This is a genomic window from Flavobacterium sp. PL002, assembly GCF_054165825.1.
Map to the genome: position 1 here is coordinate 702,686 of NZ_CM135110.1, position 26,400 is coordinate 729,085.

Annotated in this window: 23 protein-coding genes; 18 read left to right on the forward strand and 5 right to left on the reverse strand. The window is 32.6% G+C overall.

Annotated features, from left to right (window positions below):
* Positions 1–25 precede the first annotated feature (25 nt).
* From recF to ACVEGE_RS03110, 12 genes are all read left to right on the forward strand, one after another.
* Positions 26–1,105 carry a DNA replication/repair protein RecF gene (gene recF / locus ACVEGE_RS03055; RefSeq protein WP_173856394.1) on the forward strand — a complete coding sequence of 360 codons (1,080 nt, stop codon included), beginning with the start codon at positions 26–28 and terminating at the stop codon, positions 1,103–1,105.
* A 73-nt stretch (positions 1,106–1,178) separates the two neighbouring features.
* Positions 1,179–1,574: a rhodanese-like domain-containing protein gene (locus tag ACVEGE_RS03060; RefSeq protein ID WP_192500162.1), complete on the forward strand. Its 396-nt coding sequence runs from the start codon at positions 1,179–1,181 to the stop codon at positions 1,572–1,574.
* Between the two features lie 10 nt (positions 1,575–1,584).
* The gene (locus tag ACVEGE_RS03065) at positions 1,585–2,265 is read left to right on the forward strand and encodes a DUF2461 domain-containing protein (protein ID WP_192500163.1); all 681 of its coding nucleotides are present in this window, start codon (positions 1,585–1,587) and stop codon (positions 2,263–2,265) included.
* 9 nt (positions 2,266–2,274) lie between these two features.
* Positions 2,275–3,342, forward strand: coding sequence for a glycosyltransferase (locus ACVEGE_RS03070; RefSeq protein WP_192500164.1), 1,068 nt, complete (start codon positions 2,275–2,277; stop codon positions 3,340–3,342).
* A 2-nt stretch (positions 3,343–3,344) separates the two neighbouring features.
* Positions 3,345–5,192 (forward strand): asparagine synthase (glutamine-hydrolyzing), encoded by a 1,848-nt coding sequence (gene asnB / locus ACVEGE_RS03075; RefSeq protein ID WP_192500165.1) that lies wholly within the window; start codon positions 3,345–3,347, stop codon positions 5,190–5,192.
* Between the two features lie 47 nt (positions 5,193–5,239).
* Entirely contained in the window at positions 5,240–6,253 is a 1,014-nt protein-coding gene (gene murB, locus ACVEGE_RS03080; protein WP_192500166.1) for a UDP-N-acetylmuramate dehydrogenase, read from the forward strand.
* Positions 6,254–6,745: 492 nt separating this feature from the next.
* Positions 6,746–7,852 (forward strand): glycosyltransferase, encoded by a 1,107-nt coding sequence (locus ACVEGE_RS03085; protein ID WP_192500167.1) that lies wholly within the window; start codon positions 6,746–6,748, stop codon positions 7,850–7,852.
* Positions 7,843–8,394: an RNA polymerase sigma factor gene (locus ACVEGE_RS03090; protein ID WP_192500168.1), complete on the forward strand. Its 552-nt coding sequence runs from the start codon at positions 7,843–7,845 to the stop codon at positions 8,392–8,394. Before ACVEGE_RS03085 ends, ACVEGE_RS03090 begins: the two co-directional genes overlap by 10 nt.
* Before the next feature lie 185 nt (positions 8,395–8,579).
* The gene (locus ACVEGE_RS03095; RefSeq protein ID WP_192500169.1) at positions 8,580–9,413 is read left to right on the forward strand and encodes an energy transducer TonB; all 834 of its coding nucleotides are present in this window, start codon (positions 8,580–8,582) and stop codon (positions 9,411–9,413) included.
* Positions 9,414–9,631: 218 nt separating this feature from the next.
* Entirely contained in the window at positions 9,632–10,501 is an 870-nt protein-coding gene (gene lipA, locus ACVEGE_RS03100; protein WP_173852814.1) for a lipoyl synthase, read from the forward strand.
* A gap of 51 nt (positions 10,502–10,552) precedes the next feature.
* On the forward strand, positions 10,553–11,551 hold the full coding sequence (gene gap, locus ACVEGE_RS03105) for a type I glyceraldehyde-3-phosphate dehydrogenase (protein ID WP_192500170.1): 999 nt from the start codon (positions 10,553–10,555) through the stop codon (positions 11,549–11,551).
* A gap of 14 nt (positions 11,552–11,565) precedes the next feature.
* A complete protein-coding gene (locus tag ACVEGE_RS03110; RefSeq protein ID WP_192500171.1) occupies positions 11,566–13,746 on the forward strand; it encodes a tetratricopeptide repeat-containing hybrid sensor histidine kinase/response regulator in 2,181 nt (726 codons plus the stop codon).
* On the opposite strand, the gene ACVEGE_RS03115 is transcribed toward ACVEGE_RS03110, so the two are convergent.
* Positions 13,733–14,545 (reverse strand): purine-nucleoside phosphorylase, encoded by an 813-nt coding sequence (locus ACVEGE_RS03115; RefSeq protein WP_173852811.1) that lies wholly within the window; start codon positions 14,543–14,545, stop codon positions 13,733–13,735. The genes ACVEGE_RS03110 and ACVEGE_RS03115 overlap by 14 nt on opposite strands.
* Positions 14,517–15,542 carry a tetraacyldisaccharide 4'-kinase gene (lpxK, locus tag ACVEGE_RS03120; protein WP_192500172.1) on the reverse strand — a complete coding sequence of 342 codons (1,026 nt, stop codon included), beginning with the start codon at positions 15,540–15,542 and terminating at the stop codon, positions 14,517–14,519. The genes ACVEGE_RS03115 and lpxK overlap by 29 nt, the downstream gene beginning before the upstream one ends.
* Before the next feature lie 75 nt (positions 15,543–15,617).
* Between lpxK and ACVEGE_RS03125 the strand changes: the two genes are divergently transcribed.
* The 6 genes from ACVEGE_RS03125 to ACVEGE_RS03150 all read left to right on the forward strand — a co-directional run bounded on the left by ACVEGE_RS03125 (position 15,618) and on the right by ACVEGE_RS03150 (position 22,458).
* A complete protein-coding gene (locus tag ACVEGE_RS03125; protein ID WP_173852809.1) occupies positions 15,618–16,712 on the forward strand; it encodes a Nif3-like dinuclear metal center hexameric protein in 1,095 nt (364 codons plus the stop codon).
* Positions 16,713–16,715: 3 nt separating this feature from the next.
* Positions 16,716–17,495 (forward strand): zinc ribbon domain-containing protein, encoded by a 780-nt coding sequence (locus ACVEGE_RS03130; RefSeq protein ID WP_173852808.1) that lies wholly within the window; start codon positions 16,716–16,718, stop codon positions 17,493–17,495.
* A gap of 39 nt (positions 17,496–17,534) precedes the next feature.
* Positions 17,535–18,383, forward strand: a complete 849-nt coding sequence (locus ACVEGE_RS03135) for an alpha/beta fold hydrolase (RefSeq protein ID WP_173852807.1) — start codon at positions 17,535–17,537, stop codon at positions 18,381–18,383.
* Between the two features lie 83 nt (positions 18,384–18,466).
* The gene (gene rluF / locus ACVEGE_RS03140) at positions 18,467–19,279 is read left to right on the forward strand and encodes a 23S rRNA pseudouridine(2604) synthase RluF (protein ID WP_173852806.1); all 813 of its coding nucleotides are present in this window, start codon (positions 18,467–18,469) and stop codon (positions 19,277–19,279) included.
* A 230-nt stretch (positions 19,280–19,509) separates the two neighbouring features.
* Positions 19,510–21,309 (forward strand): hypothetical protein, encoded by a 1,800-nt coding sequence (locus ACVEGE_RS03145; protein ID WP_192500173.1) that lies wholly within the window; start codon positions 19,510–19,512, stop codon positions 21,307–21,309.
* A gap of 123 nt (positions 21,310–21,432) precedes the next feature.
* Positions 21,433–22,458 carry a 2-hydroxyacid dehydrogenase gene (locus ACVEGE_RS03150; RefSeq protein ID WP_192500174.1) on the forward strand — a complete coding sequence of 342 codons (1,026 nt, stop codon included), beginning with the start codon at positions 21,433–21,435 and terminating at the stop codon, positions 22,456–22,458.
* A gap of 98 nt (positions 22,459–22,556) precedes the next feature.
* On the opposite strand, the gene ACVEGE_RS03155 is transcribed toward ACVEGE_RS03150, so the two are convergent.
* The 3 genes from ACVEGE_RS03155 to lysS form a co-directional block, all read right to left on the reverse strand.
* A complete protein-coding gene (locus tag ACVEGE_RS03155) occupies positions 22,557–23,072 on the reverse strand; it encodes a hypothetical protein (RefSeq protein ID WP_192500175.1) in 516 nt (171 codons plus the stop codon).
* Between the two features lie 236 nt (positions 23,073–23,308).
* Positions 23,309–24,397: a hypothetical protein gene (locus ACVEGE_RS03160; RefSeq protein WP_192500176.1), complete on the reverse strand. Its 1,089-nt coding sequence runs from the start codon at positions 24,395–24,397 to the stop codon at positions 23,309–23,311.
* 221 nt (positions 24,398–24,618) lie between these two features.
* Positions 24,619–26,322 (reverse strand): lysine--tRNA ligase, encoded by a 1,704-nt coding sequence (gene lysS / locus ACVEGE_RS03165; RefSeq protein ID WP_173856568.1) that lies wholly within the window; start codon positions 26,320–26,322, stop codon positions 24,619–24,621.
* Positions 26,323–26,400: the final 78 nt, after the last annotated feature.

Here is a 26,400-nt window from a genome sequence, read left to right on the forward strand (position 1 = left end):
AATCTTCAATACCAGCAAGCCTTAAATGTATTTAAAAAAAATCTCCTTATTCAATTATAAAAATTTTGCAGAAGCTACTTTTGAGTTTGAAGGTAAGATCAATTGCTTTGTAGGTAAAAACGGAATTGGTAAGACGAATGTGCTTGACGCTATCTATCATTTAGCTTACGGAAAGAGTTATTTTAACCCTTTGGCCGTACAAAATATCAAACACGGAGAAGATTTTTTTGTAATTGATGCTGAATTCGTCAAAAACGAACGCACAGAGCAAATTGTTTGCAGTTTAAAAAAAGGGCAGAAAAAAATATTAAAACGCAACGGCAAAGCCTACGATAAATTCTCGGATCATATAGGATTTATTCCTTTAGTGATTATCTCCCCTGCAGATCGCGACTTAATTGTAGAAGGAAGCGAAACGCGTAGAAAATTTATGGACAGCGTTATCTCTCAATCAAATCCTGAATATCTACAAAAATTAATTCAGTATCAAAAAGTGATGAGCCAGCGCAATGCACTATTAAAATATTTTGCCTTAAATCATGTTTTCGAAAAAGACACCTTAGCGATATATAATGAACAATTAGACGCTTTTGGGAGTTATATTTTCGAAAAAAGAAAAGAGTTTATAGCAGAGTTTATTCCTATTTTTAATAAACATCATTATGCCATTGCTGGAAATGAAGAAGCCGTGCAAATTGTCTACGAAAGTCATTTGTTTCAAAAAGATTTACTGAGTCTTTTTCATGAAAATATAAATAAAGATAGGGCGTTGCAATATACAAGCGTAGGCACGCACAAAGACGACTTAGCCTTTGAAATTGACGGACATTTGATTAAGAAGTTTGGCTCACAAGGCCAACAAAAATCATTTCTAATTGCTTTAAAATTAGCACAATTTGAATTTCTAAAAAAACAAAGTGGTGTAAAACCATTACTTCTTTTTGATGATATTTTTGACAAATTAGACGAAAATCGCGTTGCTAAAATCGTAGAAATGGTAAACAGTGCCACTTTTGGTCAATTATTTATATCAGACACACACCCGGAAAGGACGGAAGCAATTGTAAAATCAACACAACAACCCTATCAAATATTCAATTTATAATCGCTAACTTAGATTCGACTCTAAAAAACTTTTATAAATAGCTACTTTTATATTAATTAAAATAACCAATATCATGAAACAATCATTTTTAATCTTTTTACTTTCTAGTTTTCTTTTTTTAAGTTGTCAAAAACAGTATTCACAAAGCGTAACCACCATAAGTCCTGAGGCTTTTGCTGAAAAAATAGAAAGCACACAAAATGCTCAAATTTTAGATGTGCGAACTCCTGAAGAATTTAGCGCAGAGCATTTGCTTAACGCCAAAAATATAGATTGGCTAGGAACTCAATTTGAAGCAGATGCTAAAAAACTAGACAAAACAAAACCTGTTTTTGTGTATTGCAAAAGTGGTGGAAGAAGTAAAAAAGCGTGTAGTAAATTAAACGAATTAGGTTTTACTACTATTTACGAAATGGATGGAGGCTTTTTAAAATGGAGTGCAACAGGGCATAAAAGTACTCAAAACTAATACATTTGTAATGTTAACAAACGATAGCTTAGAATTTCTAGATGACTTAAAAGCAAATAACAATAGAGATTGGTTTATTGCTAATAAAAAAAAATATGAGATCTTCAAGAAAGATTACCATCAACTGGTAGCTGCTTTTCTTGACATCATGAAACCTTTAGATCCTTCACTTGAAATGCTAGAAGTAAAAAACTGTACTTTTAGAATCAATAGAGACATACGATTTTCTAAAGACAAGTCGCCTTACAAATCACATGTTGGCGTTTGGTTATCCTCCGGAGCTAAAGGCAACAATAGAGCAGGTTATTACGTACATATAGAAAGGGGCGCAAGCTTTATTGCGGGTGGTTTTTACTCCCCTCTACCGGATGATTTAAAAAAAGTGCGCAAGGAAATCGCCTTTTTTCATGAAGATTTAGAGGAAATCATCAACAATAAAATTTTCAAGAAAGAGTTTGGAACGTTTGCTCGAAATGAAAAAAGTACTCTTAAAAACCCACCAAGAGGATACGACAAAGAACATCCTGCTATAGAATTATTAAAATTAAAAAGCTTTGAAGTACTTCAAAAATTTGACATTAATGAAATTACGCAAGAAGATTTTGTAACTAAAAAAAGTAAAAAACTATTACTTTTAAAACCGCTAAATGAATTCATGAATCGTGCCCTAGCTGTTGATGATGACTTCTAAACAATAGTAATGACAAAAAGAAAAATACTTTTTTTAGGTGAAACATATCGAGCTGACGCCATTACTTGGTGCAAAGGTTTAACAGAATTTGGTGACTTTGAAATTATCAGCTGGGAATTAAAAACGCCATCAAACAACCTTATCAACCGCTTATTAAGAGGAGCCGAATTTATAAGTGCTCCTTTTAGAATAAAAAAAATAATCAAGTCGTTCCAGCCTGATCTTGTAATTGCCGAAAGAACTACCAGCTACGGTTTTCTTGCAGCACTCTCAGGTGCAAAGTGCATTGTTATTGCACAACAAGGAATTACGGATTTATGGCCCATACACTCTTTTAGTTATCACATAAAAAAAATAATTCAGCGATATGCATTTAAAAAAGCAAACCTGATTCACGCTTGGGGACAAGTTATGATCCCAGCAATGATTGCCGCTAAGGTAGATATGAAAAAAGTAATGGTTTTACCTAAAGGAATTGATTTTGATTTTTTTAAACCAAATACTTCGCTTGAATCTAAAAAAATTAGCGCCGTGGTAACGCGTTCTTTAACAACAGAATACCGCCATGAAATTATTTTAAAAGCTTTTGGTATGCTGCAGCAAAAGGGAATTGACTTTGAACTCACCTTTATTGGTGATGGTAATTGCAGGAATGATTTAAAAAAACAAGCTACACAATTACAACTCAATCAGAAAGTAAAATTTGTCGGAAGAATTTCGTATCCTGAATTACCACACTATTTACAAAAAGCCAACTTTTATATTAGCATGCCCAATACCGAGGGAGTTTCGGCTTCTTTATTTGAAGCAATGGCTACAAACTGCTACCCAATTGTCACAAACATAGAAGGAAACCAGCAATGGATTACAAACAATCAAAACGGATCTTTGATTCCAATAGACGATTACAAAGCCCTTGCCGAAACTATTTTGACTACTTTTGAAAATGAAAACTATCGCAAAACAGCAATTACTTTCAATGAAAAGCAAGTACGAGAAAAAGCAAATTACAAAGTCAACATGACCTTAATTGCAACTCAATATCACGAACTTATTCTAAGTTCCCAAGACCAATAACTATGTGCGGAATAAACGGTATTTTACATCTTCAGTCACAAAAAAAAGTAGCCCTTAATTGCTTGACAAAAATGCGCGACGCATTAGAACATAGAGGCCCTGATGATAAAGGGGTTTTTATCGAAAATAATATTGGATTAGGACATAGACGCCTCTCCATTTTAGATGTTTCTGCAGCGGGTCACCAGCCATTTATTTCTGAAAATAACCGTTATGTACTGGTTTACAATGGAGAGATATACAATTTTAAAGATTTTTACCCTGAATTAAAAAGCAAAGGACACACTATAAAAACGAGCTCTGACACTGAGGTTTTACTCCTACTCTATCAACTATACGGCCTTAAAATGCTCCATCGCCTCAACGGAATGTTTGCTTTTGCCATTTGGGATAAAGAAGAAAAAAAACTCGTTATAGCCAGAGATAGAATGGGTGTCAAACCTTTATATTATTCTTTTTATAATGAAACGCTTTATTTTGCTTCAGAGCAAAAAGCCCTATTTACAGCAGGCGTACCGTTAAAAATAGCGCAAGATGGCGTCGAAGAATATATTTTCAACCGTTTTGTTGCCGGGGAAAATACTTTATATCAAAACATAAAAAAAGTGCTTCCTGGTCACCATATCACAATTCATGAAAACGGAAAAGTAGTTTCTGAAAAATGGTGGGATTTAAAAAAAGAAATTCAAAACCAACCTATAATTAAAGATCCTGTTGATTGGTTTAGAACCACATTTGATGAATCTATAAAACTCCGCATGGTCAGCGATGTTCCTGTAGGCGTTTTATTGAGTGGTGGTTTAGACTCCTCTTCTGTTTTAGCTTCCTTGAAAACTCAAAATTTTAAAAACATACAAACTTTCAATATTGGTTTTAAAGAAGTAGAACATAATGAATCTCATTTAGCAAAAATGCTTTCAGACCAATTTGGATACGATTTTCATTCCATACAACTTGAAGACGATAAACTATACGATAGCTTATTAAATGCTACTTATTTTCAAGACGAACCTATTATGCACTTAAACGAACCGCATCTTTTAACGATTGCTCAAAAAGCAAAAAGCAGCGTTAAAGTATTACTATCAGGCGAAGGAGCCGATGAATTGATGGGCGGTTATGTGCGCTACAAAGCCTTACAACACCCTTCTTTATTAACTGCAATTGCTACAATAGGAAACTTAGATTTTTTTGCTAAAAAACCTCGTTATGAAAAATTAGCACGTTACGCTAAAATAAAATCACAAGCCGATTTAGTGCTTTATAATGGATCGAATATTTATCCTCAGGATATTGCAACAATGTTTGGTATGCAAACGGCTCCAAAAAACGACTATAGAAATAACATTTATCAAGAAGCCAAAGAACTATACCCAAATAACTTAAGACGTCAAGCATTATATTTTGACCAACACACCTACTTACAATCTTTATTAGATAGAAATGACCGCACCACCATGGGCGCTTCTATAGAGTGTAGAGAACCTTTTCTTGATCAACGATTAATTACTGGATTAGGTAGTCTTGATGACAAATGGCTTTTTACAGGTAAAAAAGGGAAATACATTTTAAAAACAGCCATGCAACAACGCTTACCAAAAGAAATTTTAAATTTTAAAAAAATTGGTCTAAGCGCACCATGGGGAGATTATTTAGTAAAAAGCGCCGTTTTTAAACAAGAATTATCGGCTTTTGCTAAAAGCGACCTTTTTGAAATGTCCTATTTTAAAAATATCGACAGCCGCAAACTTATTCATAACCTAGAAAAAGGAGATAACAGAATGACCGCATACATAATGCCGTTATTTATGATGCATATTTGGTTGAAAACCTATGCAACTAAATTTTAATTCTTACTTTTGAAACTTGTTCACCTTAATACAAAGCATTTACTTTTATGGAAATTCAATATAATTTTTCTTTAAAAAACTATAATACTTTTGGCATCGAAGCCAAAGCAAAACAATTCATTGCAATAAAGTCTGTTACCGAATTAAAAACACTTTTAGCAACAACCCAATCAGTTACTAAATTCATATTAGGTGGCGGCAGCAATATGCTATTAACACAGGATATTGACGCACTTGTAATACATATTGATCTAAAAGGAAAAAAAATAATTGACGAAGATGAGGATTTTGTTTGGGTCGAAAGTCAGGCGGGTGAAAACTGGCATGAATTTGTGCTATGGACTATAAATCAAGATTTTGGCGGACTAGAAAACATGTCGCTTATTCCTGGAAACGTAGGCACAACACCGGTTCAAAACATTGGCGCTTACGGCACCGAAATTAAAGATAGCTTCGTTTCATGTAATACCGTTGCCATTGCAAATCAAGAAAGTGTTGCATTTAATAAAGTAGAATGCCATTTTGGATACCGCGAAAGCATTTTTAAAAACAATGTAAAAGACCAATATATCATTACATCAGTAGTTTTTAAATTGACTAAACGCAACCATAAAATAAATACTTCATACGGAGACATCACAGGCGAATTGGATAAAAACAACATAACAATTCCCAGTTTAAGAGACGTTAGTAATGCCGTTATTGCCATTCGTCAAAGTAAATTACCTGATCCAAAAGAATTAGGAAACAGCGGGAGTTTTTTTAAAAACCCTATCATTTCTAAATCTGAATTTGAACCTATCCACGCTAAATTTCCAGAAATGAAATATTTTGAAATCTCAGCAACCGAAGTAAAAGTCCCTGCAGGATGGTTAATTGAGCAAGCAGGTTTTAAAGGAAAACGTTTTGGTGATGCTGGTGTTCATAAAAACCAAGCTTTAGTTTTAGTGAATTACGGCAACGCTACTGGTCAGGAAATTTTGGATGTATCCAAAGAAATACAGCAAACTATATTCCGCACGTACGGCATACATATTGAAGCCGAAGTCAACATAATTTAGTATCAAAATATACACTCCTGATATTTACAAGAATAAAAATACTGAAGAAATAAATCAATTTATTCAAGAAAATGGTTGTGGCCTTTTGATCAATTAAACAGCTTTAAAATTATGTATTACGCATATTTCGTTAGTATTAAGTACAGATGAAACGAGAAACACTATTTTAGAAGGACAGCTATCAAAAGAAAATCCAGTAAAAAGCTGATAACTTAACTACTAAAATAATACTACAAAGCCGCGGAATTGTAGCCTTTGAAATAAATATCACTGCAATTGAAGCTACTAAAAAGTTATCTCAAAATAGAGATACAAAAAATTATCAAAACATTATTTTGGAGTTAGAAAAGACAGAGTAACTAGAAGCTGTAGCAATGATATAAGAAATAAAAAATGTCCTCGATAATTTATTATAAAATTCATAATTTAAAATATAAACTTACTAATTGTATTCATACCTTTGCAGACGATTTAAACACACATTAAACTCTGATGCTTATACTAATTCTTTACTTTTTTATTTTTATTGTTTTTCTTCAGGTTCTTTACTATTTAGTTGTTTTTGGGAAGTTCGCTTTCGCAAAAAAGCAAAAAGTAACCCCTAAAAAACTACCTATTTCTGTAATTGTTTGTGCTAAAAACGAAGAGGAAAATGTAAAACAATTCATTCCGCTTTTAGCTGAACAAGATTATCCCGACTTTGAAATTATCTTAATCGATGATGCTTCTAGTGATAATACATTAGAACTTTTTGAAGAATTCGAAAAAAAATACAACAACATCCGCCTTGTAAAAGTTGAGAATAATGAAGCTTTTTGGGGTAATAAAAAATATGCTTTAACTTTAGGTATCAAAACAGCAAGTAAAGATTACCTCCTTTTTACAGATGCTGACTGTTACCCAACTTCAAAAGATTGGATCACAGCAATGAGCTCACAATTCACAATGCAAAAAACGATTGTTTTAGGATATGGTGGTTATGAAAAAATAGCGAAATCATTCTTAAATAAAATAATTCGTTTTGAAACGGTAATGACAGCATTACAATATTTTTCTTGGGCTAAAATAGGAAGTCCTTATATGGGTGTAGGAAGAAATCTAGCCTATAAAAAAGACGTTTTCTTTAATGTAAATGGGTTTATCAACCACATTCAAGTTCGCTCAGGTGATGATGATTTATTCATTAATGAAGCCGCAACAGCAAAAAACACAACTATAGCTTACTCTCCGGAGAGTTTTACGTATTCTAAACCTAAAATAAAATATTCAGACTGGCTTACGCAAAAGAGACGCCATATTGCAACAGCAAATTTTTATAAAAAAAGAGATCAAATAAAGCTTGGTGTTTTTTATTGCTCTCAATTGTTATTCCTTATTTTACCTATAATTTTATTAGCATTTCAATTTCAATGGATAATTGTACTCGCCTTGATTTTAATTAGATATAGCTGCGCTTGGACAGTGGTAGGATATACTGCAGGAAAATTAAATGAAAAAGATTTAAAATATTGGTTTCCTATTGTCGAAATAGTACTTATATTCACACAAATTAATATATTTTTCGCTAATATTTTCTCAAAACCAGCAAATTGGAAATAATAACTCAAATAGAAAAAGCTAAAAAAGGGGACCAAACTGCCTTTACCTTTCTATTGAATCATTACTGGAATGAAGTGTATGGTTTTATACTTAAACGAACAGAAAATGAAACCAGTGCTGAGGATATCACCATTGAAACATTCTCTAAGGCATTTGACAAAATAGCCACTTACAATCCTGAATTTCAGTTTAACACCTGGTTAATTAGTATTGCTAAAAATGTACATATTGATTTATTACGCAAAAAGAAATCCAGTCTTTTTGTTGAGATCACTGACAAAGAAGATCAAAAAGCATACAATATTGCAGATACCACTCCATCTGCAGAAGACGAATTGATTACTGAACAAAACCTTTTTCGCTTATTACGTTACATTAAAGAGCTAAAACCACATTATCAAGAAGTAATTCAATTGCGTTATTTTCAAGAAATGAGTTATCAAGAAATAGCTACAACTATAAATGAACCATTAAGTAATATAAAGGTAAAATTGCTTCGCGCTAAGAAGCTACTGGCTGAAATCATTAGAAACAAAAGGTAAACACCACCCATTTCACACTTAAAAAACGATATGGTTAAATTATTTTAAACATATTAACAAATAAAATGCTTTTGTATTTAAAAATTAACTAAATTACAGTAATGAAATTCTTGTGATTTTCGTTTTAACTTGAATACCTTTTTGCTTATGATTTAATAATTACCTAACCTTTAAATCTTTAAACTATGTCAAAACAAAGCATCTACGAAGCGAACTGGATTAATCTAGTTTTCGAGCACAAAAACAAGGAATACGGAGCCTACCAATTGCGTCAAGACAGTGGAAAAACATCTTTGACTGCACTCTTTATAGGTGTGTTATTATGCGCAACTATAGTGTGTATTCCAAAGATAGTAGGATTATTTCAAACTAGTAGTACGATCACATCTTCTTCTCCATTAGACCCAATTGAGAGAATTATTGAAATCGCAAACATAACCCCTCCAGTAGCTGAACCTATTAGAGAAATGCCAGCGGTAAAATCAATTGTGGAGAAAATCCCCGAAGTTACTATTAAAAAGCAATTAGTAAATCCTACGATTGTAAAACCTGAGCTTGCAACGCCAGATATAGCAACTAATGTTGAGGCTGTTGTCATACAACCAACCACTAACAACACAACTGGAGTTATAGGTAAAAACCCTACGCTTCCTTCAAAAGGTAACAATGTAGTTTTTAGCACACCTACTAACTATGGTGACACGTTAGTAACAAGCGCTATTTTAGATAAATTACCTGAATTTCCAGGAGGAATCAATAAATTTTATGCTTTTGTGGCTAATAAATTTGAATCTCCAGAAATTTATAATGAAAAAACCATAAAAATATATGTATCCTTTGTTGTAGAGAAGGACGGCTCAATGAGCAACATACAAGTAAAAAATAACCCTGGTTACGGATTAGACAAAGAAGCTATTCGTGTTTTGAAATCAATGAGAACAAAATGGTTACCAGGAATGATCGATAAACAAGTAGTTCGTACTGCCTACAACTTACCCATAATGGTTCAAGTAAATTAATAATTTAAAAAGCATAATCTAACCGATTATGCTTTTTTTATTTTACAAAACAACTTTTTTACAAATTAAGTATCTGATCGTTTAAAACTTCATGTTTGAAAATAGCTACTAAAACAAAAACCACTTTCTTCTAATAAAAAAGTATCTCAAACCTTGGGATGTTAATCGCTATATTTTAAATACACTTTCCCTATCTTTGTAGTATTGAAAATTAATTTATGGAAACTATTATAGATACTAATTTACCTGTTGCAAAACCAAAATGGCTAAAGGTAAAACTCCCAATAGGACAAAAATATACTGAGTTACGTGGCTTAGTAGATAAATATAGCTTAAATACAATTTGCGCATCTGGTAGTTGTCCAAATATGGGAGAATGCTGGGGTGAAGGAACTGCTACTTTTATGATTTTAGGAAATACCTGCACTCGCTCTTGTGGTTTTTGCGGTGTAAAAACGGGAAGACCTGAAACAGTTGACTGGGATGAACCTGAAAAAGTAGCACGTTCTATTAAAATCATGAACATCAAACACGCAGTAATTACTAGCGTTGATAGAGATGATTTAAAAGATGGTGGATCAATTATTTGGATTGAAACTGTAAAAGCTATCCGTAGAATGAACCCAAATACCACTCTAGAAACGCTGATTCCTGATTTTCAAGGAATCGAAAGAAACATAGACCGTGTAGTTGAGGCAAATCCTGAGGTAGTTTCTCACAATATGGAAACAGTACGTAGATTGACACGTGAAGTTCGTATTCAAGCAAAATACGACCGAAGCTTAGAGGTGTTACGTTACCTGAAAGAAAAAGGAATCAAGCGTACCAAGTCTGGTATTATGTTAGGTCTTGGTGAACAAGAAGATGAAGTTTACCAAACAATGAGAGACCTTCGCGATGCTAATGTTGATATTGTGACTATAGGTCAATACTTGCAACCAAGTAAAAAGCATTTGCCTGTTAAAGAATTTATCACACCTGAGCAATTTGCAAAATACGAGCAATTTGGATTAGAATTAGGTTTCAGACATGTAGAAAGCGGACCTTTAGTTCGTTCTTCTTACAAAGCACAAAAACATATTTTATAAAATATTTAGTCGGTTGTTTTATTAATCGATTAAGAGATCTCGCCATAAAAATTGAAAACAAGAGTTGCCATAAATGGTTTTGGGAGAATAGGTAGAAATTTATTTCGCCTACTTCTAAACCATCCAAAAATAGAGGTTGTAGCTATAAATGACATTGCCGACACGAAGACAATGGCTCATTTATTAAAATACGATAGCATACATGGGGTTTTACCCCACACAATAAATCTAGATAAAAACGGTTTTTATATTGAGGAACAGTTTTTTGCTTTTTTTCACGAAAAGAGCATTGCGAACCTAGATTGGAAGGCGTTAAACATTGATTATGTAATAGAATCAACAGGAAAATACAAAACCTTTGACGAGTTAAATAGTCATATTATTGCTGGAGCAAAAAAAGTAATTTTATCTGCTCCATCAGAAGTTGACACTATAAAAACAGTAGTCTTAGGTGTTAATGAACATATATTAGACGGTACAGAAAAAATTATATCAAATGCGAGCTGCACAACAAATAATGCAGCACCAATGATGAAAGTAATAAAAGAATTATGTGGCATAGAGCAAGCTTACATTACCACAATACATTCTTACACAACAGACCAGAGTTTACATGACCAACCCCATAAGGATCTACGTAGAGCTCGCGGTGCTAGCCAATCAATTGTTCCTACAACAACTGGTGCAGCAAAGGCATTGACAAAAATTTTCCCTACATTAGAGGGAAAAATAGGAGGCTGTGGTATTCGTGTACCTGTACCTGATGGCTCATTGACAGACATTACATTTAATGTGAAACGCGCCGTGACAATTGAAGAAATTAATGCTGCTTTTAAAAATGCAGCTCAAAATAATTTAAAAGGAATCTTAGATTACACAGAAGACCCTATAGTATCAGTTGACATTATTGGAAATAAAAATTCTTGTGTTTTTGATGCACAGCTAACATCTGTTATCGATAAAATGGTAAAAGTTGTAGGCTGGTATGATAATGAAATTGGCTATTCATCACGATTAATCGACTTAATATTGCTAACAATGGCAAAATAATACAGAAAAACTAAATGAAATGTTTTGTGTTTTTTATTGTTTTTTTTAACTCACTTCTATACGCTCAAGACAAAGAGCCTGTAGATAGCATTTCTTTTTATAACAAAGCAGCTCAAACTAACATTCTAAAAAACAACTATAAAAATGCAATTGATTACACTCAAAAAGCAATCAATTACAGTGAGGTAAATTCAGACAAATTAAATCAAGCTATTCAAACATTTCATTTAGGGAAAATATATTATGATCTTAATAAAAATAATGATGCTACACATTTTCTTACAGAGAGTATTACGCTTTTTGAAAATTTCCCAATCTCAGTTGAGCGTTCAGAAGCTTATTATTACCTTGGTTTAACCAAAAGTCGAAAAGGAGATTTTAATACAGCAACTATTTACTTCAACAAAAGTGAACAAATTAAAAGAGCTTTAAAAATCACCGATAATTCCTATCTAATAAATCTTCAAAAAGCAATAATTTTTAGAGAAAAAGGCAACCTTGAAAAAAGCAAAAATTTATTCAACGCTATAATCACTTTACCCACCACTGTTAAAAATTCAGAGTCAAAAACAGAAGCCTACTACCAAATGGGACTTATAGAATCTGATAGCAAAAGAAATAATTTTGCTTTAAACTACTTTAACAAAGCTTACGAATTAAGTACTAAAGACAAAAACCTACAACAGCGTTCGAATATTTTATTAGCGTTAAGCTATGTTCATGAAAAAATGCTTGAAAAAAATAAAGCGTACGCTTATTTAAAACAACACTTAAACCTAAAAGAGAGTATAGACATTTTAAATAATCAAAAACTAGGTATTGACGATTATGAAAACTTTAAAGAAACACAGCGTTTAAAAAACATTGAACGCATTAATAAAGAAAATGCAGAGAAACAAAAAACTAATAAATTCTCTAAACTTATTAATATTCTCGCCGTTGCTTTAATATCTATTTTGTCGTTATTGAGTTTATCATTATACAAAAACAACATTATTAGAAACAAGACTAACTTACTTTTAAAAGAAAAAAATAATGAGTTAATCCTCGAAAAAGAAAAAACAGAAAAAGCATCTAAGGCACGATCTGAATTTCTTTCTACAGTTAGTCACGAACTACGCACACCATTAAATGCAATCAACGGAATAACGCATCTATTAATGGAGGAAAATCCAAAGAAATCACAACTACATTACCTCTCTTCTTTAAAATTCTCAGGAAATTATCTTTCTACCTTCATCAATGAAATTTTAGAGATTAACAAAATCGAGTCTAACAAAATAGAAATTGAGAATATTAGTTTCAATCTAAAAGAATTATTAGAAGACATTAAAAATTCTCTAAACGGTTTAGCTAAAACAAATAATAATAATTTCACTTTACAATTAGATTCATATATCCCTGACAGCTTAGTAGGAGATCCTACTAAGCTGTCTCAAATTTTCATGAATTTAATAAACAACGCACTTAAGTTCACTAAAGACGGAAGTGTAACTGTTACTACTAAAACTAACATCCTTGACAACAAAAAAGCACACATTTATTTTACAATAATTGATACCGGAATAGGAATATCAAAAGACAAACTAGAAACGGTATTTGAAAGTTTCTCACAAGGATCAGTAGAAATTAATCGCAAGTATGGTGGAACAGGTTTAGGATTAACGATAGTAAAAAAATTAATTGAAATACTGGGAGGTACGATACAATTAAGCAGCGAATTAGGAAAAGGATCTACGTTCTATTTTGATTTAGAATTTGACATTAACAATGACTTAAAAGCCGACTTAAAACAAAGTAAATCAGACTACGCAATATTAAAAAATAAAAAATTCCTTGTTGTTGAAGACAACAAAATCAATCAAATGATTACTACAAAAATGCTTGAAAATAAAGGCGTTATATGTACTATTATTGATAATGGCGAAGAAGCCATAAAAAACATTAAAAACAATAGTTACGACATGGTTTTAATGGATGTGCACTTACCTGGTATAAATGGTACGATTGCTACTAGAGAAATCAGGAAGTCAAATGAAATTACCCCTATAATTGCAATAACAGCAATTTCTCTAGATGAAAATAGAGAAATGCTATTATCCTTTGGTATGAACGATGTGGTTACAAAGCCATTCGCTCCCGAAGATTTCTACAATGTTATTATGAATAACATGTTAACTACTAGTAAGTCTTAATCAACTCTCTTATTAATTTTCTAACATTTGGCTCTGCATTTTGCGCCGCTTCTAGTACTTCATCATGTGATATTGAGTCAATATTAGCCTCATCACCTATATCTGTAATTACTGATACACCAAAAGTCTCTAAGTCCATGTGACGTGCTACAATAACTTCAGGAACAGTAGACATCCCTACGCAGTCAGCACCTAGGATTTTTACCATTTTATATTCTGCCAAAGTTTCAAAACTAGGACCTTGAAGTCCTAAATATATTCCATCTTTAACCTCAATATTTAATTCTGTTGCTAACGCTTTTGCTTTAGCAATCATTTTTCTAGAATAAGGCTCGCTCATATTTACAAATCGCGGACCAAAACGCTCATCGTTTGCACCACGTAAAGGATGCTCTGGAGTAAAATTGATATGGTCTTTAATGATAATAATTTCTCCAATTTTGTAATCAGGATTCACTCCACCTGAGGCATTAGAAACAATTAATTTCTTAACACCTAAATATTTTAAAACACGCACTGGAAAAGTCACTTCCTTCATAGAGTAGCCTTCATAATAATGAAAACGACCTTGCATAGCTACTACTTTTTTATCTCCAATAGTCCCAAAAACCAATGCTCCTTTGTGCCCTTGCACTGTAGAAACAGGAAAATTTGGAATCTCATTGTATGGTAATGTAAATGCTATATCAATATCTTCAGTAAAACTACCTAACCCTGATCCTAGAATGACTCCATATTCAGGATTGAAATTATTTATTTTGTTAATGTAATTAACGGTTTCTTGTACTTGTTCCCACATAATTCATGATTTTTTTTCTAAACAAATCCTCACCACTAAGGAAGGCACTTTTTATAGGCAAATAATAAAGTTGATCCTCAAGACCGCATCCCTTTAATCGCACAAAGTCCTTTTCGGTAGTAATAATGATTTTGTTTTTTGATTTATTTTTTATCTCTAAAATATCGTTTGCTGTAAATTGATGGTGATCTGGATAAACCATCGTTACATCATTTGCAGCCTGCAAATATGCAAAAAAAGACTCAGGTTTTGCAATTCCTGCCAAAAGTAATTTATCTCGTCCTACTAAATCAGCCACATTAATTTGCTCCTTTGAAGAGTAAATACATTCATCGTAAGCAATAGTAGTAAAAAACAATTGTTGGTTTGTTTTTAATTTAAGCTTAGCTTCAATCAACTGCCGTTCATTCTCTGAAACCGCTGTAGGACATTTAGTCACTACAACAACATCTGCTCTTTTGGAACCACTTTTATACTCTCTTAAATTTCCAGTAGGGAGCATAAAATCATCTGCATATAAATCACCGTAAGAAGTCAGTAAAACATAAAAACCCGCTTTTACTTTGCGGTGTTGATAGGCATCGTCAAGTAAAACAACTTGAGGGGGAAGCTTTTGCGAAAGCAATTGTTCAATACCATTTACCCTACTTGCATCAACAGCAACTTGGATTTTTTTAAATTTTTGATAATATTGAAAAGGCTCATCGCCAATGATTTTAGCATTTGAATTTGCATCAGCAAGAATAAAACCCGCTGATTCTCTTTTATAACCACGACTTAATGTAGCCACGCGGTATTCGTCTTGAAGTAATCTAATTAAATATTCAATCTGAGGCGTTTTTCCAGTTCCTCCTACACTTAAATTACCAACAGCAATGACTGGCAAATCAAAACTTGCAGACTTCAAGACTCCTTTATCGAATAAAAAATTGCGAATACTTGTAATAAGTCCGTAAAGGATTGCAAAGGGGAAAAGTATTTTTCGAAGTACATTCATAATACGAAAGTATATTTTTTATTTTAAAGTTGATTTGTTTATTCGTTAATTTGTTTACTTCAAAAAAATGAAAAAATGAAAATAAAAGACATCCTTATTGTACTTGATGAAATGGCACCTCTCGCCTATGCAGAAGATTTTGATAATGTAGGATTATTAGTTGGAGATCAAAACACACAAGCAACTGGAATTTTAGTATGTCACGATGCACTCGAAAGCGTCATTGATGAAGCAATTGCAAAACAATGTAATTTAGTAGTTTGCTTTCACCCTATTTTGTTTTCAGGTCTAAAAAAAATTACTGGAAAAAACTATGTAGAACGTGCGATAATTAAGGCTATAAAAAATGACATCGCTATTTACGCCGTCCATACTGCGCTAGACAACCATCAAGAAGGTGTCAATAAAATATTTTGCAGCGCTTTAGGACTAACAAATACTAAAATACTGATTCCGAAGCAAAATTTTATTCGAAAGCTAACCGCTTTTACTACTTTAGATAATGCAGAAAAACTTCGAGAAGCCCTTTTTGAAGCTGGAGCTGGAAAAATAGGTAATTATGAAAACTGTAGTTTCAACACTAATGGAATAGGAACCTATAAAGGAACACAGAATAGTAATCCCGTAATAGGAGAACGTTTTGAATTTGTTCAAGCAGAAGAAATTAAAATCGAAGTTACTTTTGAAAAATATTTAGAATCGAAAATTTTAAAAGCCTTATTTAACAATCATATCTATGAGGAAGTAGCATACGAAATTTATGAATTAGAGAATAATCATCAGAATATTGGTCTTGGAATGATTGGAGAATTTGAAGAACCGATGGATGAAAAAGACTTTTTAATGCTTGTAAAAGGTAAAATGATCGCAGATGGAATACGACATTCGGCTTTTACCAATAAAAAAATAAAAAAAGTTGCTGTTTTAGGTGGATCAGGAAGTTATGCCATAAAAAACGCAATTATGGCTGGTGCCGACGCTTTCTTGACTGCAGATTTAAAATATCATCAGTTTTATGAAGCCGAAAATAGCCTACTTTTAGCAGATATTGGACATTTTGAGAGCGAACGGTATACAAAAAATTATATTGTTGATTATCTTCGGAAAAAAATCCTTAATTTTGCAATAATTTTATCTGAAGAAAATACAAATCCAGTTAAGTACTTATAGAATATGGCGAATACGAAAGAATTAAGTGTTGAGGACAAGTTAAGAGCAATATACGATTTACAATTGATTGACTCTAGAATTGACGAAATTAGAAATGTAAGAGGTGAACTTCCTCTTGAAGTGGAAGATTTAGAAGATGAAGTTGCTGGTTTGAGCACACGTTCTGAGAAATTGAAAGGGGAACTAGAAGTAGTTGAAGACCTAATCAAATCAAAAAAGAATGCAATTGATGAGCACAAAGAGGCGATCAAAAAATACACAAAACAACAAGAAAGTGTTCGTAATAATAGAGAATTTAACTCTTTAACTAAAGAAGTTGAATTCCAAGAACTTGAAATTCAATTAGCTGAAAAGCAAATTAAAGAAATGAAAGCTTCTATTGAACACAAAAAAGAAGTTATCTCTCAGTCTAAAGACAGATTAGAAACAAAATCGAATCACTTAAAGCACAAAAAATCTGAGCTTGAAGCTATTATGGCTGAAACAGCGAAAGAAGAAGCTTATTTGACTGAAAAATCTCTTGAGTTTCAAAACTCAATTGAAGACAGACTTCTTGCAGCATACACAAGAATTAGAACTAGTGTTCGTAATGGATTAGCAGTTGTATCTATCGAAAGAGGCGCTTCTGCAGGATCATTCTTTACGATTCCGCCACAAACTCAAGTTGAAATTGCTTCTAGAAAGAAAATCATCACTGATGAGCATTCAGGAAGAATTTTAGTTGACAGCGGACTAGCCGATGAAGAAAAAGAAAAAATGGAAAAGTTATTTTCTAAATTTTAATTATATTTAAGTCCCGATGCACATCGGGACTTTTTTATTATGAAAAAAACCTTTAAATTTATTTTCACCAAGTCTATCGGATTATACATTAACATCCTCAGTTTAGTATATCCTGACAAAGCAATACAGCTCGCCTACTCTTTATTTAGCGAACCTCGTGATGGAAGACTCGATAAGAACAACCTTCCTGAAATTTTGCGAGAAGCAGTTACTGAAACTCACTTTCACAATAAAGAACATTTTCAAACCTATACTTGGAAAGGTAACGATACTACCATCTTATTAGTTCACGGATGGGAAAGTAACGCCTCACGCTGGGAAAACATACTTCCTTACTTAAAACAATCCGGAAGCACTATTATAGCGCTTGATGGTCCCGCTCACGGACTCTCTAGCGGAAAAGAGTTTAACATTCCGCAGTATGCATCATTTATAGATGTTTTGGCTCAAAAACACCAACCTCAATACTTAGTAGGACATTCATTAGGTGCAAAAACATGCCTTTATTACCAAGCAGAATACCAAAATCAGAATATTGAAAAAATGGTTATTTTAGGTTCACCAAGTGATTTTAAAGTAATCCTAACAAACTATACCAATATGTTGAGCTTAAACACCACAATTTATAGCGGTTTAGAAAAACATTATCTCGATAATTTTAAACTAAAACTAGATAATTTTTCGGGAAAATATTTTGCTTCTAAAATACATACTAAAGGACTTATTGCTCATGATACTAATGACACAATCGTTTTATTTAATGAAGCCGAAAAAATTGCCAAAACCTGGAAGAATGCTGTTTTTGTAACAACAAAAGGCTTGGGACATAGTTTACACGATGATATCCTTTATAAAAAAATTGCTAGCTTTTTATTTGATACAAACTAGTATTTTAAAGCTCTTTTATAGAAAGAGATAAATAAACAAACCAGCAACTCAACCATTAAACAATTTAGTATTACTTTTGCACTATGGAAGAAAATCTAAAACGTCTTAACAAATTCATTGGAGAAACAGGATTTTGTTCTCGCCGTGAAGCAGATAAAATCATTGAAGAAGGTAGAGTTACTATCAATGGTGTAGTACCTGAACTAGGAACAAAGGTTTCTCAAAATGACGAAGTACGTATTGACGGTAAATTGATTAGAGAGAGAAACGAAAAGCCCGTTTATCTAGCCTTTTATAAACCGGTAGGAATCGAGTGCACTACTAATTTAGACGTACGTAATAATATTGTAGACTACATCAATTATCCTAAACGTATTTTTCCTATTGGCCGATTGGACAAAGCCAGTGAAGGATTAATATTCATGACTAATGACGGTGACATTGTAAACAAGATACTTCGTGCCAGAAACAACCATGAAAAAGAATATACGGTAACCGTAAACAAACCCATAACGGATCGTTTTATAGAACGTATGGGGAACGGAATTCCTATTTTAGATACGGTAACCCGAAAATGTAAAGTAGAACAAATAAGCAAATACATTTTTAAAATCATTCTTACACAAGGTCTAAACCGCCAAATTCGTAGAATGACAGAATATTTAGGATATGATGTTACCGCCTTAAAACGAATCAGAATCATCAATATCTCACTAGATATTCCTGTAGGTCGCTACCGTGATCTAACAGATGCCGAAATAAAAGAATTAAACGAACTTATCGAACCTTCGAGTAAAACGGAAGAAGCTAGCCTACCAAAAGCAGAAGTTCCTAAAAGAAGAACCGAATTCATAAAAAGAGACGATCCTAGATTTAAAAATCGGAATGAATATTAAACAAATTTTGTCTTAATTAATAAACAACACCTCAAAGAACAAGCGTTTTTTGAGGTGTTTTTTTTTTGTTTATTTTATTTCGAAAATCAAGTTCCAAAAACAATAGAGCTTTCATTATAAAACGCTTTTAATGAACTTATAAATAACACAAAAAAGGGCAAATGATAAATATCAGCTTTTTAATGCGTTAGAATTGTAATATTTGTGGATTATTATTTAAAAACACATCCATGACAATTTCTAAACCAATGCATACCTTCCATATTCCTGTGATGGGACTAGCGTACACTATTGATAGTCCTATTAGAGTTGCTAAATATGGAATCTCATCAGTGATTTCGATTATTGATGATGATCTTATTGAAAAAATGAGTGCTTTTTATAGTACCAAATTTAATCTTCCGTACCAAGAAATCACTCAGAAGATGCACGACTATCGCGCACAACGAGTAACTTCTTACTTGAATTTAGTCGACAAAATTGTAAAAGACAAATTTGAAAATTTCAAAAAAGAATTAAGCGAAAGCAAACAAACATTAGAAAGCTACATAGCCATGTTGCCTAACAAATCCGATATCAAACAAGGTTTGCAAAACCTGATGGAAGAAGGAAAGGAAACGATTATGAACTACCTTGAAAACAACCTAAGCGCAGGTGAAATTGATGTAAATATCATGACTAAAGTCGATAAAGATAATTTCATTAAAGACGAGCAATTAGCAACTGAGTTTAATGATGCGCATGCTTCATTACGCGGTTTTGCTAATAGTACTTTGAGTTCGTCTGTGGTACTTTCTGCTGGGATGAATCCAAGATTGTATAGCTATTTTGAAAATTTTGACGCCTTTTTTCCTAACGAAAACAACCAACTTAATAAAAAGATTATTTTGAAAGTAAGTGATTTTCGTTCAGCAATGATACAAGGAAATTTCTTGGCTAAAAAAGGACTTTGGGTATCAGAATATCGTGTAGAATCAGGACTTAATTGTGGCGGGCATGCTTTTGCTACTGATGGTTATTTATTAGGACCTATTTTAGAAGAATTTAAAGAAAAGAAAGCACAATTAATTCAATCAGCACATGAGTTAATGGTAAAAGCATTAACAATAAAAGGAAAACACATACCCGAAAAACCATTAGACCTTAAAATCACTGTGCAGGGCGGAGTAGGAACTGCGGAAGAACATGATTTTTTATTAGCTCATTATCAAGTAGATTCAGTAGGTTGGGGATCACCATTTTTATTAGTTCCTGAAGCGACCTCTGTAGATAAATCAACACGAGAATTATTGGCAAAAGCCAAAGAAGAAGATTTGTATTTAAGTCCGATTTCTCCATTAGGGATTCCGTTTAACACCTTAAGAGGAACAACTAATGAAGCTCTAAAACAAAAAAGAATTCAAGATAACAAAGCAGGAAGTTCTTGTCCTAAAAAGTTTTTAGCCTTGAGTAAAGAATTTGGTCCCGAAGGAATTTGCACCGCTTCTAAAAAATACCAAGATGTAAAATTACAAGAGTTAGAAGCCAATAAAGAAACTTTGACTGCCGTTATGTATGACAATGCCAAGAATAAAATAACGGATAAATCTTGTCTTTGTGTTGGCCTAGCCAATGCATCTTATCTTGAAAACGATATGCAAATAAAAGGGCAAGCCCAAGGTGTAGTTGTTTGCCCTGGACCTAACATGGCTTATTTTGATCAAGAAGTTTCCTTGTATAAAATGGTACAGCATATCTATGGAAACGATACTGTACTTACAATTACGGATCGTCCCAATATGTTTGTCAAAGAATTAAAAATGTATGTTGATTATTTAAAAAACGAAATCAACACAATTTCGACTGAAGTGACAGCTGCCCAAATAAAAAAATGGAATTTATTTAGCAACAATTTATTAGAGGGAATTGATTATTACAAGAATTTATTTCTTGCAAATCCTTCTTTTAAAATAGAAAACCATAGCGAACAAACATTGCTTGATCGTTATAAAAACGAATTACTAAGCATTGCTATTCCACAATTAGCATAAAACATTAAAAATGACTTGATAATCTCAAGTCATTTTTTTTATCACTAAAGTCTTTTTTAAAATATAATTCTAGCCTAATGCTGAATTGTGTAAATTTACGCAACCTATTTTCAACTACAGACTATGCAACCCTCTACATTAACTAAAAAAACAAAGATTGCTTTCTTTTCTACACAGTCGTACGACAAAACATTTTTCGAAAACCGTAATGCTGATTTTGGGTTTTCATTACATTTTTTTGAATCACAATTAAATGCGCTAACTGTTGAGTTAATTCAAGACGAAACCGTTGTTTGTGTTTTTGTAAATGACATTGTCAACGCTCAAGTCATTGAATCATTGGCCAATAAAAAAGTAAAAATAATTGCTTTACGCTGTGCCGGATTTAACAACGTAGATTTAGATGCCGCAAAAAAACACGGTATTCACGTTTGTCGCGTTCCTTCCTATTCTCCTGATGCCGTCGCTGAACATGCTATGGCAATGATTTTGACTTTAAATAGAAAAACTCACAAAGCTTACAACAGAGTTCGAGAGCAAAATTTTTCTTTAAACGGATTGTTAGGTTTTGATTTGCACGGCAAAACCATTGGAATTATTGGAACAGGAAATATTGGAAAAGCATTTGCTAAAATCGCGATAGGTTTTGGTTGCAAGGTCTTAGCGTTTGATGTGGTTGTTGATCCAGAAATGGAAAAAGACGGTGTTATCTTCACCAACCTCAACTCTCTCTTTCAAGAAACTGATATTATTTCATTACACTGCCCGTTGAACGAAAAAACAAAACACCTTATTAATGAAAATTCACTCTCCCTAATGAAAGAAAATATCATGATAATTAATACCAGTCGTGGCGGATTAATTCAAACTTCGGATGTGATCGAAGCCTTAAAAAAAGGAAAAGTAGGTTATTTAGGTATTGATGTCTACGAACAAGAGGAAAAACTATTTTTCAAAGACCTCTCAGATGATATTATTCAGGATGATGAAATTCAGCGATTGATGAGTTTTCCAAATGTTCTTGTAACAGCACACCAAGCTTTTTTTACTAAAGAAGCATTGACACAAATTGCTCTGACAACTTTAGGAAATATAGAAACCCTATTGCGCAATAATGAATTAGAAAACAAAATGGCTTTTTTAGCTTAAGCTTTAAAAAGTTCAACAGTAAATCAAACACTATAAGTAATCTAAAAAAAAATCGGTTTAAAAATTTCAAACCGATTTTTTTTTAAATAGTTCTACTATTAAAAATGTAATGCAAAACCAACATTCAATTGGAATTTATCATCGTAATATTGATCATTAATTGCTTTATTATATCGTAATCCTGGCTCAATACTTACATTTTTACCTATAAACCATGCGTAACCTGCTTGTAAACCTAAATACGTTGGATTTGCATCTGCATCTCCAAAACCTACTCCATTATAAGAAAGTTCGATTGGGATCATTTTTTTCAGATAGTACTTTGCACCAATTTTATAAGCAATAGGGTCTCCTTTACCATCTACTTCGCCATAACCTAAACCTAACTTTAAAGCTAAGTTATCTTTGATAAAACAACCTCCTTCGGCACCAATGTTGTAAGAAGTCACACCATCAGATGAATTAAAATACAATGCAGTCGAACCTACATTAGAACCGAAACCAGTATTAACTTCTACAAGCCATTTTCCTTTTGAAACTTGACCGTCATTAGCTTGAGCATTGGCAAATACAAAAGCAAATAGCGCAACCGCCGATAAAATATTTTTTTTCATAATTTCTTGTTTTAATGTCTCAAAAATAGCGGTTTAAATTAAATCAATAAGAATTTTATGACTTTTTTAACGAAAGAAAATAGGTACAAGGAAATGTTGAGTAATTTTTTAATCATAAAAAAAAGGAAAATATAATTGAAGTTCCTTTCCAAAAAATATTGAATTGATTTTTTTAAGCTTTCAACTCTTTATACATTGAAATTGTGTTTGCCCTTCCAAACAGATACAACAATTACTTATTTTGTAATGGATTGTCTTACGAGATTTGGATTTAAAAAGTTTATCCGTTCCAGATTTACTATCGAATACTCTTTTTCATAGTCTTCATCAAATAAAATCTTTATCTCTTGGTCAGATACAAAAGTTACTATTTTATTACATCCTGTCGCACAGCTTTCTATATGAATAGGAAAGTACAATTGTTTGCGCTTATCAAATCCTAAAACATTATTACGAGAAAAATTGACTATTTTATAATACTCATTTTCGATAGTTTCTCGACCATCTAGATCACCTGTAAAGTCAAAAATATTTTCTTTATAATAAGTGCTATATATAGTATCATTAATGCCCGAATAGCCATTAGCCAGATCATTGTTTGTTTTATTGTCAATATACCATTTTGAGTCGTAATTTTTATAATAGGAAATATCCAATTCTTTTTTTGAAGGATGGTATATAAATTTGCTATTATTAGCTACTTCGTATAAAGATTTTTTTATTTCAGGTTTAGCATCTAATTCTTTATTTGAAGATAACTCTCCATCTATACAATCATCACAATGCGTTGCTCTTACAGTCCCGGAACTACTACATACAAGGGTATACACTTTAAAATTTTCTAAAGAAACCATATAAAAAATTACATTCCTTTCAGTAACGGCTGTCCCTTTATATTCTTGTTTTATAACTAGCGATACATAGTCTTTATTTCCAATTTTCTTTTTAGCTAGGGTACTAGGTTCTATTGTAGCATAGGTGTATTCATTGTAGACCAAAGTGTCTTTTTTAGAAAGAATAAATTTTTCATTCCTTTTTAAGTATTTAGAAATAAGGACATAATTGGTATCGGCAACAAGAAGAAACTTATCATATTCACTTGATTGATAGGCTGAAATTCGAATCTCTTCGGTCTTATCGTCATTCTGAACGCTGAATAATGTAGTTAAACTATTGTTGTAGTCATCTACTGCCACGGAGTCGTTTGTACTCTTAGCCATGACTTGCTTTGAAGTTTTGTCGAGAAATACTTTTTTGGGTCCTTTTTTTTCACAGGAATAAAGCACAATCGACAGTAAAATAGTAATGAGTATAGTTTTTTTCATTTCTTAAAATGTATAATTTTTCTAAAATTCGGCAAATCTTGAACTAATATACTTTTTTTACTACAAAAAGATCCTATTTATTTTTAAAATACAATCAACCATTACTATTGTTTTTCGAAATAAACACCTATTTAGTCTTTATAAAAATTTTAAGATAAAAATAAAAAACCCTCAAAAAGTTTAAAACTTTTTGAGGGTTGATCAATACTATAATTTAATTTTTATCCTTTCAATCTACACGCTTTTACGTCGCCTTCAACAACAACTTCCGTCATTCCTAAAGCTGATAAATTCTTCATAGCTTTGTCCCATTTTTTACCGCTTAATTCTGATTTAATTTTCAGTAAACCAAATTCCATTTGGTTCTCATTAGCTTGTAAAATAGCAACAATTGTTTTCTCGTCTGCTTCTAGTTCTACTGTGATTTGTTTTTTCTCCGGTCTCATTTGCGGGAAGAACAATACTTCTTGAATAGAGGCATTGTTTGTCAAGAACATCATTAAACGATCCATTCCTATACCTAATCCTGACGTAGGTGGCATTCCGTATTCTAATGCTCTCAAGAAATCTTCATCAATAATTCCTGTTGCTTCATCATCTCCTTTTTCAGCTAAACGCATTTGGTCTTCAAAACGCGCTCTTTGATCAATTGGGTCATTTAATTCAGAATATGCATTGGCAACCTCTTTACCACAAACCATTAATTCAAAGCGCTCTGTTAACTCCGGATTGTCACGGTGCTCTTTACAAAGTGGAGACATTTCCTTTGGGTAATCAGTAATAAATGTTGGCTGAATATAATTTCCTTCGCATTTTGCTCCAAAAATCTCATCAATTAATTTTCCTTTACCCATTGTTGCATCTACTTCGATACCCATTCCTTTTGCAGCATCAAACAATTCTGCTTCTGTTTTACCAGAGATATCAAAACCTGTAAAATGCTTGATAGAGTCAGTCATTGTTACACGAGCATAAGGTGCTTTAAAGTTAATTTTATTCTCACCAAAAATCGCTTCACTAGTCCCATTAACACTCACAGCGCAATGTTCTAATAAATTTTCAGTAAATTCCATCATCCAATTGTAGTCTTTGTAGGCTACATATATTTCCATGGCAGTAAATTCAGGATTGTGCGTTCTATCCATTCCTTCATTTCTAAAGTTTTTAGAGAACTCATAAACACCATCAAACCCACCTACAATTAATCTTTTTAAGTACAATTCATTCGCGATACGCATATACAACGGCATATCAAGTGAGTTATGGTGAGTAATAAACGGTCTTGCCGCAGCACCACCAGGAATCGATTGTAAAACCGGAGTTTCAACTTCTAGATATCCTGCATCATTAAAGAAACCACGCATGGCGTTGAACAACTTTGTTCTTTTAATAAATGTTTCCTTTACGTTTTGGTTTACCGTTAAATCCACATAACGCATTCTGTAACGCAACTCAGCGTCATTAAAAGCATCGTGCACTTTTCCGTCTTCATCTACCTTGGGTAAAGGCAACGGACGTAATGTTTTACTTAAAAAAGTAAATTGATCTACACGTATACATTGTGCACCTACTTTTGTAGTAAACAATTCCCCTTCGATACCTATAAAATCACCTAAATCGGTTAATTTTTTAAATACTTGGTTGTACAACGTTTTATCATCACCTTCACAAAGTACATCGCGATTCACATACAATTGAATACGGCCTTCGCTATCTTGAAGCTCAGCAAAACAAGCTTTTCCTTGATCACGCACACTCATCAAACGTCCGGCTACAATAACCTTCTTACCTTCTTCAAAGCTTTCTTTTATCTGTTTCGAAGTATGATTTACAGGAAAAAGGTTAGCAGGATAAGGATTGATTCCTAAGTTGCGTAAGTTTTGTAGTTTTTCTCTACGGATGATTTCTTGTTCTGATAATGCCATTTTACTCTAATTTTAAGAGCGCAAAGATAGTCTTTATGTGTTAAAATAACAAAGTGAACAATTGCTAAAATAATGTAT

What these genes read in the sequence shown, in the direction of transcription:
- recF (WP_173856394.1), top strand. Translation starts at nt 26, where the DNA reads ATGTATTTAAAAAAAATCTCCTTATTCAATTATAAAAATTTTGCAGAA.
- ACVEGE_RS03060 (WP_192500162.1), top strand. Translation starts at nt 1,179, where the DNA reads ATGAAACAATCATTTTTAATCTTTTTACTTTCTAGTTTTCTTTTTTTA.
- ACVEGE_RS03065 (WP_192500163.1), top strand. Translation starts at nt 1,585, where the DNA reads ATGTTAACAAACGATAGCTTAGAATTTCTAGATGACTTAAAAGCAAAT.
- ACVEGE_RS03070 (WP_192500164.1), top strand. Translation starts at nt 2,275, where the DNA reads ATGACAAAAAGAAAAATACTTTTTTTAGGTGAAACATATCGAGCTGAC.
- asnB (WP_192500165.1), top strand. Translation starts at nt 3,345, where the DNA reads ATGTGCGGAATAAACGGTATTTTACATCTTCAGTCACAAAAAAAAGTA.
- murB (WP_192500166.1), top strand. Translation starts at nt 5,240, where the DNA reads ATGGAAATTCAATATAATTTTTCTTTAAAAAACTATAATACTTTTGGC.
- ACVEGE_RS03085 (WP_192500167.1), top strand. Translation starts at nt 6,746, where the DNA reads ATGCTTATACTAATTCTTTACTTTTTTATTTTTATTGTTTTTCTTCAG.
- ACVEGE_RS03095 (WP_192500169.1), top strand. Translation starts at nt 8,580, where the DNA reads ATGTCAAAACAAAGCATCTACGAAGCGAACTGGATTAATCTAGTTTTC.
- lipA (WP_173852814.1), top strand. Translation starts at nt 9,632, where the DNA reads ATGGAAACTATTATAGATACTAATTTACCTGTTGCAAAACCAAAATGG.
- ACVEGE_RS03110 (WP_192500171.1), top strand. Translation starts at nt 11,566, where the DNA reads ATGAAATGTTTTGTGTTTTTTATTGTTTTTTTTAACTCACTTCTATAC.
- ACVEGE_RS03115 (WP_173852811.1), bottom strand. Translation starts at nt 14,545, where the DNA reads ATGTGGGAACAAGTACAAGAAACCGTTAATTACATTAACAAAATAAAT.
- lpxK (WP_192500172.1), bottom strand. Translation starts at nt 15,542, where the DNA reads ATGAATGTACTTCGAAAAATACTTTTCCCCTTTGCAATCCTTTACGGA.
- ACVEGE_RS03125 (WP_173852809.1), top strand. Translation starts at nt 15,618, where the DNA reads ATGAAAATAAAAGACATCCTTATTGTACTTGATGAAATGGCACCTCTC.
- ACVEGE_RS03130 (WP_173852808.1), top strand. Translation starts at nt 16,716, where the DNA reads ATGGCGAATACGAAAGAATTAAGTGTTGAGGACAAGTTAAGAGCAATA.
- ACVEGE_RS03135 (WP_173852807.1), top strand. Translation starts at nt 17,535, where the DNA reads ATGAAAAAAACCTTTAAATTTATTTTCACCAAGTCTATCGGATTATAC.
- rluF (WP_173852806.1), top strand. Translation starts at nt 18,467, where the DNA reads ATGGAAGAAAATCTAAAACGTCTTAACAAATTCATTGGAGAAACAGGA.
- ACVEGE_RS03145 (WP_192500173.1), top strand. Translation starts at nt 19,510, where the DNA reads ATGACAATTTCTAAACCAATGCATACCTTCCATATTCCTGTGATGGGA.
- ACVEGE_RS03150 (WP_192500174.1), top strand. Translation starts at nt 21,433, where the DNA reads ATGCAACCCTCTACATTAACTAAAAAAACAAAGATTGCTTTCTTTTCT.
- ACVEGE_RS03155 (WP_192500175.1), bottom strand. Translation starts at nt 23,072, where the DNA reads ATGAAAAAAAATATTTTATCGGCGGTTGCGCTATTTGCTTTTGTATTT.
- ACVEGE_RS03160 (WP_192500176.1), bottom strand. Translation starts at nt 24,397, where the DNA reads ATGAAAAAAACTATACTCATTACTATTTTACTGTCGATTGTGCTTTAT.
- lysS (WP_173856568.1), bottom strand. Translation starts at nt 26,322, where the DNA reads ATGGCATTATCAGAACAAGAAATCATCCGTAGAGAAAAACTACAAAAC.